The sequence below is a fragment of the Aquimarina mycalae genome (assembly GCF_029906345.1).
Classification (GTDB): Bacteria; Bacteroidota; Bacteroidia; order Flavobacteriales; family Flavobacteriaceae; genus Aquimarina.
In genome coordinates, this window is the sequence record NZ_JARYGY010000001.1 from 279,753 (window position 1) to 294,798 (window position 15,046).

A 15,046-nucleotide genomic window follows, 5' to 3' on the forward strand; every position below is an offset into this window, starting at 1 on the left:
TCTAATAAAATACAATTAGTCATGAAAAAATTTACTTTTATAATATTGACAATTTGCAGCATGTTTATGGCAACCGCACAAACATTTACGGTTACTCCAGCTGCATTTAATGAAACAGACGAGATAACAATTACGATTTCTAACTTTAATCCTAATACAGAATGGGGAGTCACAGATATATATCTGTGGGCATGGTATTTTGATTTAAATGATGATCCTGCTGGAGATTCCCCTACCAATGGTCAATGGACCAACTCTGACGAATCTCAAAGATTCACCGATAATATGGATGGTACGTATTCATTCACCTTTACACCTACAACATTTTATGGAACTACAGGTATTGGACGTATTGGATTCTTAGCTAAAGCAGATAATGGTAATGACGGTCAGACAGGAGATAATTTAGTAGAAGTTGGACTTTTTCAAATATCTCTTACCTCACCCGCAACGGAAACAACTGTTGTAAACAGTGGAAACGACTTAACCATTACAGCTACTGCTACAGTAAATTCTGATTTTCAATTATTTGTTAACGGATCTACAACAGCTATAAACACTCAAAACGCAACAACTTCATATAGTTATAACTATAACGTTACCACAGACGCAAGTCTAGAACTTATTGCTACTGAAACGGGTACTTCAAATGAATTGTCAGAAACTTTTTCGGTTGTTGTATCTCCTACAGTAACTGAAGCACCAGTCCCTGCAGGAATGAAAGATGGTCTGAATTTGGATCCCAATAATCCAGCTACTGCTACCTTTGTATTATATGCACCTAATAAAAGTTTTGTTCATCTTAAAGGTAATTTTAACGGGAATGATTGGATGAGAGATAATACCTACCTGATGAATAAAGACAGTGCTCAAGATAGGTTTTGGATTACACTAACAAATCTTCCAAATAACTCAGATATACTATATCAATATGAGATTGATGCTTCTATTTCGGTTGCAGACCCATACTCTACCTTAATATTATCAGAATCGAACGATGGTGGTATAGATAACATTACTTTTCCTAATTTACCAGCGTATCCAACAGGAAGTACAAATCACGCGGTAAGTTATTTTAAAACAGGTGAAACTGAATATGTATGGCAAACCACTAATTTTCAAAGACCAGAAGTTACCGATTTGGTAATTTATGAACTTTTAATTCGTGATTTTGATGCGCTACATTCTTTTGATGCAGTAAAAGCTAGATTAGATTATTTACAAGATTTAGGAATCAATGCTATTGAGTTAATGCCTGTTTCCGAATTCGACGGAAATAATAGTTGGGGTTATAACCCTTCTTTCCATATGGCTTTAGATAAATACTATGGTACACCAACTGCATTTAAGCAATTTATTGATGAATGTCATGCACGAGGAATTGCTGTAATACTGGATGTTGTGTATAATCATGCTACTGGTCAAAATCCATTTTATAGAATGTGGAATGATTGTAATGGCTGCTATAATGGCCAAGCTACAGCAGAGAATCCAATATTTAACGTTAGTGATCCTAATACCAGTTTCTCATTTTTCAATGATATTGATCATGAATCTACTGCAACAGAAAATTATGTTGATCGATTAAATGAATACTGGTTGACAGAATATAATATAGATGGATTTAGATTTGACTTTACTAAAGGTTTTACTAACGTAAGTGGTGATGGTGGCTCTTTTGATCAAAGCCGTATCAATATTTTAACCAGAATGAACACTGCTATTGAAGCTGTTGACCCAAATGCCTATGTAATTTTAGAACATTTCGCTCCAAACACTGAGGAAACTCAATTAGTAAATGCTGGGATGCTGATTTGGGGTAATATACATTTTAGTTATAACAATGCCACTATGGGATTTGGTGGATCTAATTTTGAAGGTGTTTCTTATTTAAGTAGAGGATGGACCACACCTTCATTAGTTGGTTATATGGAAAGCCATGATGAAGAACGATTGATGTATAATAATCTTCAGTCTGGAAATGCATTTGGCTCTTATGACATCAAAGACCTATCAACAGCATTAGATCGTGTAGAAATGGCTGGAGCATTTTATTTTACTGTTCCTGGACCTAAGTTAATTTGGCAATTTGGTGAATTAGGATATGAATTCAGTATTAATAGATGTGAAAACGGAACTATCAATAATGATTGTAGAACCAACCCTAAACCAATTCGTTGGGATTATCTAAATGATACTGATAGGACTGATGTATACGATCTATACGCTAAGCTAATAAAATTAAAGCGGAATGAGAAAATATTTAAAACCAATGATTTCACTTTAGAAACCTCGGTAGATACAAGAAAATCAATTCATCTTACCGATAATTCTGCTACTGGTGATGAGATAAAGTATGTAACAATCATCGGAAACTTCAGGACAACATCGCTAACCATTGATCCTGCATTTCAAGAAACAGGAACTTGGTATGATCTATTAAGTGATACTGGTGCATCCATCAATGTTACCGATGTAAATGCTTTAATTACCTTACAACCAGGTGAGTTTAAGGTTTATGGTAATGAGCAACGTAACTTAGGTACTCAAGACTTTATAAAAGGGAATAGTTTTAATGCATATCCTAATCCTGCAAAAACATCTTTTAGTATTGATGAATCTGTGCAAAAGGTATCTGTGTATACCATTACAGGAGCAATCGCAAAAAAATTCGAGGGTGATTTTGAACCAGGGACAAGTTTTGAAATAGGAGAATTATCTAGAGGTTTATATCTTGTACAAATTGAAAACGAAAAAGGAGTAGCAACGACCAAATTGAGTTTGAACTAGAAATAATTAGTCTTCTAGCACTACCCTATATCTCAAAAAGGAGTATTTTTTTTAAAAAAAAATACTCCTTTTTTGGGTAACAAATAGTATCAAATAGGAACATATGAATACGAAACATGCAGGATCTAAACCTCTATGATAGTATAATCGAAAAGAATTACTTTACTTTGTAACAGATCTCATTACACAAAATTAAAACTCTTAATGCCAAAATTTCCTTTTTACAAACAAGCTGAATCTAAAGATTGTGGACCCACTTGTATAAAAATCATAGCTAAACATTACGGAAAAATCCTGAATACTCAGAAGCTTAGATCTCTTAGTGAAACTACAAGAGAGGGAAGTTCTTTACTAGGTTTAAGCGATGCCGTAGAAAGTATAGGTTTTAGATCATTGGGAGTCAAGTTATCATTAAATCAACTGGTAGATGTACCCTTACCGTGTATTGTACATTGGAACAAAGTACATTATGTTGTAGTATATAAAGTTAAGACTTCTCGAAAAGGAAATATGACTATTTATGTTTCGGATCCAGCACATGGTTTGATAACATATACTAAAGAAGAGTTTATCAAAGCTTGGATTGGTAATAATGCAGATGAAACTACTGAAGAAGGAGTAGCATTGTTAGTTGAACCCACACCCAAATTTTATAATGACAATCTGGATGAGAAAGATGAAGAATTTGGTTTTAAATTTATCTCTAAGTACGTTTTTAAGTATAAGAAATTTCTTTTTCAGCTTATACTTGGATTAACAGCTGGTAGTTTATTACAACTTATAAGCCCATTCTTAACACAGAGTATTGTTGATGTCGGTATTGAAAATGAAGATATTGATTTTGTATACTTAGTACTGATTGCTCAATTATCATTGTTTATTGGTCGGACCTTAATAGATGTGCTCAGAAGTTGGATTTTATTACACCTAAGTACAAGAATTAACATTTCTCTTATATCAGATTTTTTTATAAAATTAATGAACTTACCCATCTCCTATTTTGATGTAAAAATGACTGGAGATTTATTGCAGCGAATTAATGACCATAAAAGAATAGAACAAATACTTACCATGTCATCGCTGAATGTATTGTTTTCTATGGTCAACCTGATTGTATTTAGTATTGTACTGATTTATTATAGTTTTTCAATATTTACAGTCTTTGCGATTGGTAGTGCATTCTATTTTGCTTGGATTTTAATATTCTTCAAAAAACGTAAAAAGCTAGATTACAAACGTTTTTCTCAAATTAGCGAAGAGCAAAGTAAGGTTATTGAGTTGGTAAACGGGATGCAGGAAATCAAACTCCATAATGCTGAAAAAAGAAAACGATGGAATTGGGAATTCGTACAGGCTAAGCTTTTTAAAATATCGATAGAAAATCTAGCTTTGGAACAATACCAAAGTGTAGGTTCTGCATTTATCAATGAACTAAAAAATATATTAATCACTGTGCTTTCGGCAGTACTTGTAATTGATGGAGATATCACATTAGGTATGATGCTGGCAATTACTTCTATTGTAGGCCAATTAAATGCACCTATTACTCAATTAATTAATTTCTTAAGAGAATTACAGGATGCGCAGATTTCATTAGAACGTCTTGGTGAGATCCATAATAAAGAAGATGAGGAAAAATCTGGTGATGAAAAAATCAGGGAAATTCCTGAAAATTCAGATTTTGAGATTACCAATCTTAATTTCAGGTATGTAGGATCAGACAAACCAGTATTAGAAAATTTAAACTTATCTATTCCAGCTAACAAAATTACAGCGGTTGTAGGTGTAAGTGGTAGTGGAAAAACTACCTTAATGAAACTTTTACTTAAGTTTTATGAACCTGATGATGGTCAAATACTTATTGGATCTAGTGATTTACACAATGTATCACAAAAAGCATGGAGAGATCAATTTGGTGTCGTAATGCAAGAAGGATATATTTTTAATGATACTATTGCAAATAACATTGCCGTTGGTGAAGATTATGTGGATAAGAAAAAATTAGCGCATGCAGTAGATGTAGCCAATATTAAAGAGTTTGTAGAATCTCTACCTTTATCCTATAATACGAAGATCGGAATGGAAGGTGTAGGACTTAGTACAGGTCAAAAACAACGATTATTTATTGCTCGTGCTGTATACAAAAACCCTAAGTTTCTGTTTTTTGATGAGGCAACTTCGGCTTTGGATGCCAACAATGAAAAAGTAATCATGGAAAAGCTTGATATCTTTTTTAAGAATAAAACCGTGATGGTAATTGCGCATAGGTTAAGTACTGTAAAAAATGCTCATCAAATTGTGGTATTAGATAAAGGAAAAATTATAGAAGTAGGAAATCATGAATCTTTGATTAAAGAAAAGGGAAGCTACTACAATTTGGTTAAAAATCAATTAGAACTCGGAAAATAAAATGCCTGATAATTTAGACGACATACAATTAAGAAGTGAAGAAGTTCAGGAAATCCTGACTCGTGTGCCGCATTGGATGATCCGATGGGGAAATCTATTAATATTAGTATTAGTACTATTATTACTATTTCTATCTTGGCTTATTAAATATCCAGATACTATTCCCGCACAAGCTATAGTAACCACAGAAACTCCTTTACAAAAAGAGCAAGCAAACGTTAGTGAAAAAATCGAAGCTATTTTGGTTAAAGAAGGCGACACAGTTCCCGAAGGAACTCCTTTGGCTATCCTTAGAAATACTGCGAATTATGAGGATGTGTTTATTCTTAAAAGAGTAATGGATACTATTACTATCAATAATAGATCTATCGATTTTCCTTTTGATAAAATGCCTCCAATTCTAGCTTTGGGAGATATTCAAGCTGCATATGCAACCTTCGAAAATAATTACACTGAATATCGTCTTAATAAGCAGTATCAGCCGTTTAGTGGAGAAAGTTTAGCAAATCAAACATCCATACAAGAACTTCATAGAAGAAGAGAAGGTTTACGCAGACAAAAAAGACTTGCCAAAAGTGAATTGGATATCAAAAGAAAGGATTATGAAAGGCAAAAAACAATGCTTGAAAAGGGAAACATATCTCAACAAGAATTTGAAAACAAACAAGCAGAGTTCTTACAAATAGAAAATAGATTTAATGATTATGATGCTCAATTATCTCAGTCTACAGAAAATATAGTTACTGCCCAGAAAAATTCAAAAGGAACTAAGTATCAACAACAAAAAGAAGAGGTTAACCTACGTACGAAGCTCATTCAATCATTTGATCAATTACGTAAAAATATCAGAGACTGGGAATTAAGATATTTATTGCAATCTGATATTACAGGACGCGTTTCCTTTACCAATTATCGTTTTGAAAACGAAAATGTTTCTCAAGGAGATATTGTTTTTGTAATAATACCTATCCAAGAATCTTCATCTTATGTTGCTAAAATAAAGGCACCGACTCAGAATTCGGGAAAAATAAAATTAGGGCAAAAAGCTAATATAAAATTAGAAAACTTCCCTGATGACGAATTTGGTATGCTACAAGGAACTGTGGATTACATTTCTATGCTGCCTGATAAAGATGGATTATATCTTATCGATGTAAAACTGCCTAAACAATTAATAACTACATATAAAAAGAAAATACCTTTTAAACAGGAAATGAGAGGTTCTGTAGAGATTATAACAGAAGATCTAAGGCTTATCGAGCGCTTCTTTTATCAATTTAAGAGTTTAATGGATAAATAATGTTATGCAGCCTTTGGCAATGAAACGGAAAAAACACTGCCTTTTCCTAATGTGCTTTCTACCTTTATATTACCCTGATTAAGTTCTATCAGTTCTTTGCATATTCTAAGACCAAGACCTGTACCTGTTTCGTTTTGAGTTCCATTGGTTGTAAATGTATCTTCAGCAAATAATTTATTGAGATTCGAAGGATCTATTCCAACTCCTGTATCTTCAAAACAAATCTCATAATGATCTTCTTTTTCTTTAGAAATTAAAGCTATTGAGTCTCCAGGTTTACAGAACTTTATAGCGTTTGCTATCAAATTCTGAGCAACGATCGCAACCATATCTCTATCCGCATATATTTTGGTCGTATCTAACTTATTAATTAACTGAATATTCTTTTGTGTTGCTTTAGAATTAAAAAAAGCAAACTTGGTCGTAATTACTTCTGTAACATCAAAACTAACTGGTTTTGCAGATAACTCCTTTAACTGAGATTTAGACCAGTTTAATAAGTTATTCAACAAAATAGAAGTTTGATGCGTTCTATTTGCTAATAATGGAATTATTTCCTGAAATTCTTCTGTGGAAATTTCATTTTCTTTCATCAAATTTAAGCTTCCTTCTAATCCATGAATCTCATTTTTAAGATCATGAGAGATGATAGAAAATAGCTTATTTTTGATTTGATTTGATTGATTTAAATTAGCAATTAGCATTTTTCTTTCTCTTCTCGTTTTAATAATCCAAAATAAAAACACCAAACTAATCACTAAAACACATAGTACTACGAATGTGAATATTCTATATCTAAACAATTGTTCTTTAGTACGTAACTCTCTTTTTTCTTGCTCGTCAATCTTACGTAATTGCTCCAATTCTGCCTGATAGCGAGCCTCTGCCCTCTCAATTTTTTTGGTAGACAATTCGTTAATCCTTTCATCAGACAACTTTTGATATTTTTGCTGCCACACAAGTGCATCGGTAAGATTATCTCTTGCAATATCTAATTGCGAAAAATATTTATAAACTTCTAATAATGATTTTGTAGCTTTTAAAGCTGTAAACTCTTTTTCGGACTCTTTTAATAATCCTTCTGCTTTTTTATATCGCTTTGTTAATATAAATAAGTTCGCTAATTGCAACTTATTATCTGCACTTAGCATAGGGTAGGTTGTAGTTTTTAAAATCTGTGAACTAGTATCGTAATACTTTATTGCGGTAGTGTAATCTTTTTCACGTAATGCAACTTTTGCAATGATACTATAGGAATGCGCTACGTAAGCAGGAAGGCTATCTATTTTATTGCGTGTCAACGCTTCTTTAAGGACTTCTTTGGCTTTATCAAACTTTTTTTCAGAAGAATATATAACCGCCAAGTTATTCATAACTCTTCCAATATTCTTTACCTGTCCAATTTTCTTACTAACTTCAATTGCTTTACTCAGAAATTTTTCTGCTTCTTCATTGTTTTTTAATGCTCCATATACAATCCCTAAATTGTTATATCTTCGAAACAATATTGAACTATCAGCTAATCTTTCTGAATACATTTTTGCTTCTAATAAATAATCCGTACTCTTTTCTATATTACCTCTATTATACTCTAAAACAAATCTAGCATTATACACTTCTGACAACCACCATAGGTTATTTGTTTTTTTAAAATTAGCCTCAGCATTTTCAAAAGAACTCACTGCCTCAAGAAAATTTTTGGTTTTAGAATATACTTTAGCTTTGTATACATGAACATGTCCAACACCATCTATATCTTTTAATTCAGTACCTACATCTATAAGCTTGTCTGCAAAAAGTAACGCTTCATCATATTTCTTTTCTTTTACTAAATACTTAAAATCTTTAATTGCGTTATCGAATTGGATAGTATCCGTTATCTTATCAAAGTCATAAGATGAAATAGAAACTATATCTTGTGCAAAACCAGTGGTGAATACAATCAATCCTAATTTGAGTAGTAATAGTTTTTTCATATTCGATTATTTTGGGGATATTAGATAAAAATCCAATTATATCTTCAAAATACACAATTTAATTTTAAAAATACAAGAAATGTAATACTATTCTTACTTTTAATTACGTTTTTCGCGTCAAAACATATTAATGTTTACTAAATCATACTCTTGAATTCAGGAGAAGCACACTCACCACATCTATTTCGCTTTAGGTAATATAACATAAAAAATACTGCCTTCTCCTAATGTACTATCTACTTTGATGCTACCTTGATTAAGCTCTATAAGCTCTTTGCAAATTCTAAGTCCAAGACCTGTTCCAGATTCATTTTGGGTACCATTGGTAGTAAAGGTATTTTCTGCAAATAACTTATTGAGATTCGAAGAAGCTATCCCTACACCTGTATCCTCAAAGCAAATCTCATAATGATCCTCTTTTTCTATGGATACTAGGGTTATAGAGTCATTAGGATTACAGAATTTAATGGCATTTGCTATTAGATTTTGAGCTACAATTCCAAACATATCTTTATCCGCAAAAATTACCGTTGCATCTAATTTATTAATTAGTGCTATGTTCTTTTTATCTGCTTTAGGTTTGAAAAAAATAAATTTATCTTTAATTACTTCTGTTATATCAAAGGTAATTGGATTAGGATTCAACTCTTTCATCTGCGATTTAGACCAGTTTAATAAATTATTCAACAGAATGGAAGTTTGGTGTGTTCTATTTGCCAATAAAGGAACTATTTCTTTAAATTCTTCTGTAGAGATTACATCTTCTTTCATTAAGTTAAGGCTACCTTCTAACCCATGGATCTCGTTTTTAAGATCATGAGAAATAATAGAAAATAATTTATTCTTTACCTCATTTGATTCATTAAGTTTAGTGATTAACTTTTTTCGTTCTTTCCTTGTTTTTACAATCCAAAGAACAAAGACGAAACTAATTAACAAGATTCCTAAAATGATAAACGCAATTACTTTGTAACGAAACAGCTCTTCTTTATTTTTTTGTTCTCTTATTTCTTGTTCATCAATCGTTCGCAACTGTTTTAATTCTCTTGCATAAAACTCCTCTCGCTTTTCGATTTTTTTTAATGAAGATTCAGATGCTATTTCATCAGATAGTTCTTGATACCTATGCTGCCAGGCTATTGCACCAACAAGATTTCCAGTAACAGAATCTAATTTTGAAGATAATTCATAATTCTCGAGTAAGTTCGCTTTCGAATCAATTTTGCGATAAGCTTCTCGAGTTATTGTAAACATTTTTTCTGCTTCTTTAATATTTCCTAATTGAAGCTCTATATATCCAATACGCTGTTTCGTATCGATAGTCATAATATTATCTCCTCCTTTACTGTAATAATATAATGAGCTATCATAAAGTTTTCTTGCTTTATGATATTCTTCTTTGGCAATAGCAATTTCTCCTAATGTTGCGTATGAATATGCAAATACTCCTATCAGGCTATCTTTTTTATTGATTCTTATAGATTCTTTTGCCATAGCCTCGGCTTCATCATATTTCTTGTGTTCTATATACACTTCAGCCAGATTATTCATTATTGTACCTAACTCATCCTTATATTCTCCAGACTTCTTTATTAACAATATTGATTTAGAAAATGCTTCTTCAGAAAATTCATAATCCTCTAATTCCATATGTATTCTACCTAAGTTATTGTACATAACAATCAATGGAATACTATCTTGGATTTTTTCGAAGTAATTTTTGGCCTCCAGCAGATAATAGGCGCTTTTCTCTAAATTACCCATTTGTTTTTCTGTTATATAAAGTTCATTATGAACAACAGCTATTGCCTTTTGGTAGTTTATTTTATTGAAATAGGTAATTGCCTTTTGATAATTTTTTTCGGCCAGTGAATATTCTAATTTATTCCTATATATTAAAGCTTTGACTACATATGCTTTACCTATGCCTTTAGTGTAATTTAACTTTACACCTAACTGTATAAACGCATCTATTTCTTTTATTGATATGGTATCCGTTCTTTTTTGAAGTGTTTTACGAAAATCATCTACTGCATTATGGTATGAAGTAGTGTCTTTTATATGAGAAAAATCACGAGGCGATACTGTACTTTTATCTTGCGCATAATTCTGGTTTAAAAAAAGGAAGATGGATACTAGCGTGATTAGCCTTTTTATAATCATATATTTTGAAGTTAATTTGAAAAATATAATATCACAATAAACGATAAAAATATCTATGCGGTTAATTTATGGTCTTTTATAGCATCTATACTATGCAGCTGCTTTAGGTAATGATATAAAAAAAGTACTTCCTTCTCCGAGAGTGCTTTCAACCTTTATATTACCATGATTAAGTTCTATTAACTCTTTACAAATTCTAAGTCCAAGACCAGTTCCTGTTTCATTTTGAGTACCGTTAGTTGTAAATGTATCTTCGGCAAATAGCTTATTGAGATTAGAAGGATCTATTCCAACTCCAGTATCTTCAAAACAGATCTCGTAATGATCTTCTTTTTCAATTGAAACCAAAGCTATTGAATCTCCAGAGTTACAAAACTTAATTGCATTTGCTATTAAATTCTGCGCTACAATTCCAAACATATCTTTGTCCGCAAAAATCATTGTTGGATCTAATTTATTAATCAATTTAATATCCTTTTTCTCTGCTTTAGGTTTAAAAAAAGTAAATTTATTACTGATAACTTCTGTTATATCAAAGGTAGTAGGTTTAGGGTTTAACTCCTTCATTTGTGATTTTGACCAGTTCAATAAATTATTTAACAGAATTGAAGTTTGGTGTGTTCTGTTTGCTAATAAAGGAACTATTTCTTTAAATTCTTCTGTAGAAATCACATCTTCCTTCATCAAATTTAAACTACCTTCTAACCCATGAATCTCATTTTTAAGATCATGGGATATAATAGAAAATAGTTTATTCTTAACTTGATTGGATTCATTAAGTTCGTTAATATATCTCTTTCGATCTTTTCTGGTCTTAATAATAAGAATCATAAAAACCAATATTACTGCAATTACGGCCATACTAATAAAAGTAAGTAACCTATATCTAAATAATGATTCTTTAGTTTTTTGTTCCCTTTTTTCTTGTGCGTCAATTAGTTTTAGTTGTGTTAATTCTGCTTCATATCTCGACTTAGCTTTTTCAACTTTTTTAGCACTTATATCGTACAATCTCTTATCAGAAAGTTTTTGATATTCTTTTTGCCATCCAATTGCTCCCAATAAATTACCTCTCGTAGAGTCTAACTTAAAAGAGTATTTATAATTTTTCAACAATAGCGATACTACATTGACTTTCTTAAAACCATCTCTAGCTATTTTTAATAATTCTTCTGATTTTTTATATTCTCCTTGTTCTAATGCAATAATTCCAAGCTGCTGTTTGGCATTCACTACGATTAGTTTATAATTAGCTTGACTACCTACGCATAAGGTGGTATCATAATATTTTTTTGCAGCTTCATATTCCTTGCCATACATTGCTGCTTTTGCCATTATGCTATAGGACTGTGCTGTATGCCTTAAATCATTTTCTGCTTTATTAATCTTTAATGCTTCTGGTAAAAGTTTCTTTGCTTCAGAAAGATTTCCTTTTTCTGTATATAGCAATGCCAAATTATTCATAACCAATCCAATCCCGTCAATTTTTAATTGCTTTCTTAGATTTATAGATTTTAAGTAATATTTCTCAGAATTCGGAATGTTCTTAAGTTCTTTATAGATGATTGCTAGATTATTATAGATCCCAGATAACCCTACGCTATCATTTAATTGTTCTCTGTATAACTTGGCTTCCATTAAGTAATCAGCTGCTTTTTCTAAATTCCCTTTGTTTTGTTCAATAATGAATCTATCATTACTTACTACTGCAAGTCCATTACGGTCATTAGTTTTTTCAAAATAACTAGTCGCTTTTTCAAAACTTTTGTCAGAGACGCTATTTCTTTGAAGCGCATTACTAATAATTCCTTTTAATCTAAATACCTGACCTAATCCATTATTATACTCAATGTCGGTACCTAATTTAATAAGTTGATCTGATAAAAGCTCGGCCCTATCGATCTGGTCTTCGTTTACAAATTGTTGTAAATCACTAACAGCCTTATTAAAGATTATGGAATCTTTTAATGCATTTATATCAGATAGATCTACGGTTGATAATTGACTTTGGGAAATACCCAAGCCATGTATCAAACATAGAATTAAAAATATAAAAACACTTTTGTTCATATTTACTTTTACTAAAACAAGATTAAAAACATATTTGATCCTCAAAATACACAAAAAAACATAAAAACACACAATAAGTAGTCTTATTCTTACATTTATTTTTAATAATAGTGTTTTTACAAAAAAAGTCAGGTAATTTATTCAATTACCTGACTTTTAAAACATTAAACCATACATCAATTTCTTTTGATTTTTAGGCCATATTTATAATCTTATTATGCTGCTTTTGGTAGTGAAATAGAAAACGTACTTCCTTTTCCTAAAATACTTTCCACTTTTATATTTCCTTTATTAAGTTCTATTAATTCTTTACAAATTCTAAGTCCCAGACCAGTTCCTGTTTCATTTTGAGTACCATTTGTAGTAAACGTATCTTCTGCAAATAATTTATTGAGGTTAGAAGGATCGATACCTACACCAGTATCTTCAAAACATATTTCATAATGATCCTCTTTTTCTCTGGATACTAATGCTATAGAATCCCCAGGATTACAGAATTTGATTGCATTTGCTATTAGATTTTGCGCTACAATACTTACCATATCTTTATCCGCAAAAATATTAGTAGCATCTAATCTATTAATTAATCTAATATTTTTCTGACTCGCCTTGGGTCTAAAAAAAGCGAATTTATTAGATATAACTTCTGTAATATCAAAAGTTATTGGTCTAGCATTTAGTTCTTTCATCTGTGATTTCGACCAATTCAATAAGTTATTTAATAAAATGGATGTTTGGTGCGTTCTATTTGCCAATAGTGGAACTATTTCTTTAAACTCCTCGGCAGAAATAGCATCTTCCTTCATTAAGTTTAAACTACCTTCTAATCCATGAATCTCGTTTTTGAGGTCGTGTGATATAATAGAAAACAATTTGTTTTTAATCTGATTAGATTCATTTAGTTTGCTAATTAGTCTTTTACGTTCTTTTCTAGTTCTTATGATCATTACCATAAATACAAAAAAGATTAATAATAAACCTAAAGCTACGAAAGTAAGAACTCTATATCTAAACAATTCTTCTCTTGTAAGTTGCTCTCTTTTTTCTTGTGCATCGATAGTACGTAAGTGTTCTAATTCTGCCTGATACCTAGCTTCTGCTCTTTCCATTTTTTTTGTTGACAACTCCGTCATCATTTCATCAGATAATTTTTGATGTTTCTTTTGCCATGCTAATGCGCCAGAAAGGTTTCCTCTGGTAGAATCTAATTTTGAAGAAAATTGATAATTCTTCATTAATAATTGCACCGCTCCTAAATCCGAAGATTCTTTTCGGGCAACCGCCAATAACTTTTCAGCTTCTTTGTAATTCTTTGATATAATCGCTAGATACCCGAGTTGTTGTTTATTATCTACAGTAAGAAGATCATAATTAGTATTCACGGATATGGATAATGACGTTTCATAGTGTTTTTTGGCTTTTTCATAATCCTTTTCGTATAATTCAACTTCGGCCATAATACTATAAGAATGCGCAATAGAAGCATTAATACTATCTTTTTTATTAATAGATAATGCCTCAGGCAACATGGCTCTAGCCATATCTGGCTTACCATTTTGTAAATAAATGAATGCTAAATTATTCATCACCATTCCAATATTACGAAGCATTCCTATTTTTTTTCGAGTCGTAATGGCTTTATTGAAATATCTTTCTGACTCATCAAGGTCATCTAAACCTGCATAATGACTAGCTAGGTTATTGTATATAATCGCCAAACCAGCACTATCTCTTAATTTTTCATTATACATTTTCGCTTCCAACAAATAGTCTATACTCTTTTCTGTATTACCGCGATGACTTTCTAGTATGGATCTGGTATTAAAAACATTAGCTAATCCTTTTAGGTTATTGGCTTTTTTATAATTTTTCTCTGCGTACTCATAATTTCTTATAGCCTCTAGATACTTTTTATTCCTTTTCAAAAACCTTCCTTGGATTAAATATAATTCTCCTAAACCGTTAGAATAATTTAATTCTTCACCTTTTTTAATCAAAACATTCGCCAAATTTTCTACCTCATCAACCTGATTATCCTTAATTAGTTTATTAAGAGCAACTAATGCTTCTTTAAATTGCAGCGTATCGGTAATATGATTAAAACTTTGAGGATTTACAGCTATGTTATCTTGGGCAAAAGTTTGTCCCAAAAAAAATACCGTACCAATAAATAAAAATACTTTTTGCATGTTCATGAATTTTGGGGAATTAGACAAATAATCTAATTTAATCCACAAAATACATAAATTTATTTAAACAATAATAAAAAAGTAGTCTTTTTCTTACTTTTATTATGAAATATTTCTATCGTGATACTGTTCTAAGTAGCATTTATAGA

General features: G+C 31.1%; 7 protein-coding genes. 3 read left to right on the forward strand and 4 right to left on the reverse strand.

The genetic code is table 11. The annotated features are described in order from the left end of the window. The first annotated feature begins 21 nt into the window (after positions 1-21). The 3 genes from QBK95_RS01115 to QBK95_RS01125 all read left to right on the forward strand — a co-directional run bounded on the left by QBK95_RS01115 (position 22) and on the right by QBK95_RS01125 (position 6,499). Positions 22-2,790, forward strand: coding sequence for an alpha-amylase family glycosyl hydrolase (locus QBK95_RS01115; protein ID WP_280929653.1), 2,769 nt, complete (start codon positions 22-24; stop codon positions 2,788-2,790). A gap of 204 nt (positions 2,791-2,994) precedes the next feature. After that, a complete protein-coding gene (locus QBK95_RS01120; RefSeq protein ID WP_280929655.1) occupies positions 2,995-5,199 on the forward strand; it encodes a peptidase domain-containing ABC transporter in 2,205 nt (734 codons plus the stop codon). A 1-nt stretch (position 5,200) separates the two neighbouring features. Then, positions 5,201-6,499, forward strand: a complete 1,299-nt coding sequence (locus tag QBK95_RS01125) for an HlyD family secretion protein (protein WP_280929657.1) — start codon at positions 5,201-5,203, stop codon at positions 6,497-6,499. A gap of 2 nt (positions 6,500-6,501) precedes the next feature. Here QBK95_RS01125 and QBK95_RS01130 read toward each other — a convergent pair whose 3' ends face one another. The 4 genes from QBK95_RS01130 to QBK95_RS01145 form a co-directional block, all read right to left on the reverse strand. Then, positions 6,502-8,475, reverse strand: a complete 1,974-nt coding sequence (locus QBK95_RS01130) for a tetratricopeptide repeat-containing sensor histidine kinase (RefSeq protein WP_280929659.1) — start codon at positions 8,473-8,475, stop codon at positions 6,502-6,504. 180 nt (positions 8,476-8,655) lie between these two features. Continuing rightward, a complete protein-coding gene (locus QBK95_RS01135; RefSeq protein ID WP_280929661.1) occupies positions 8,656-10,638 on the reverse strand; it encodes a tetratricopeptide repeat-containing sensor histidine kinase in 1,983 nt (660 codons plus the stop codon). Between the two features lie 90 nt (positions 10,639-10,728). Continuing rightward, positions 10,729-12,708 carry a tetratricopeptide repeat-containing sensor histidine kinase gene (locus tag QBK95_RS01140; protein WP_280929663.1) on the reverse strand — a complete coding sequence of 660 codons (1,980 nt, stop codon included), beginning with the start codon at positions 12,706-12,708 and terminating at the stop codon, positions 10,729-10,731. Between the two features lie 215 nt (positions 12,709-12,923). Beyond that, positions 12,924-14,897: a tetratricopeptide repeat-containing sensor histidine kinase gene (locus tag QBK95_RS01145; protein WP_280929665.1), complete on the reverse strand. Its 1,974-nt coding sequence runs from the start codon at positions 14,895-14,897 to the stop codon at positions 12,924-12,926. Positions 14,898-15,046: the final 149 nt, after the last annotated feature.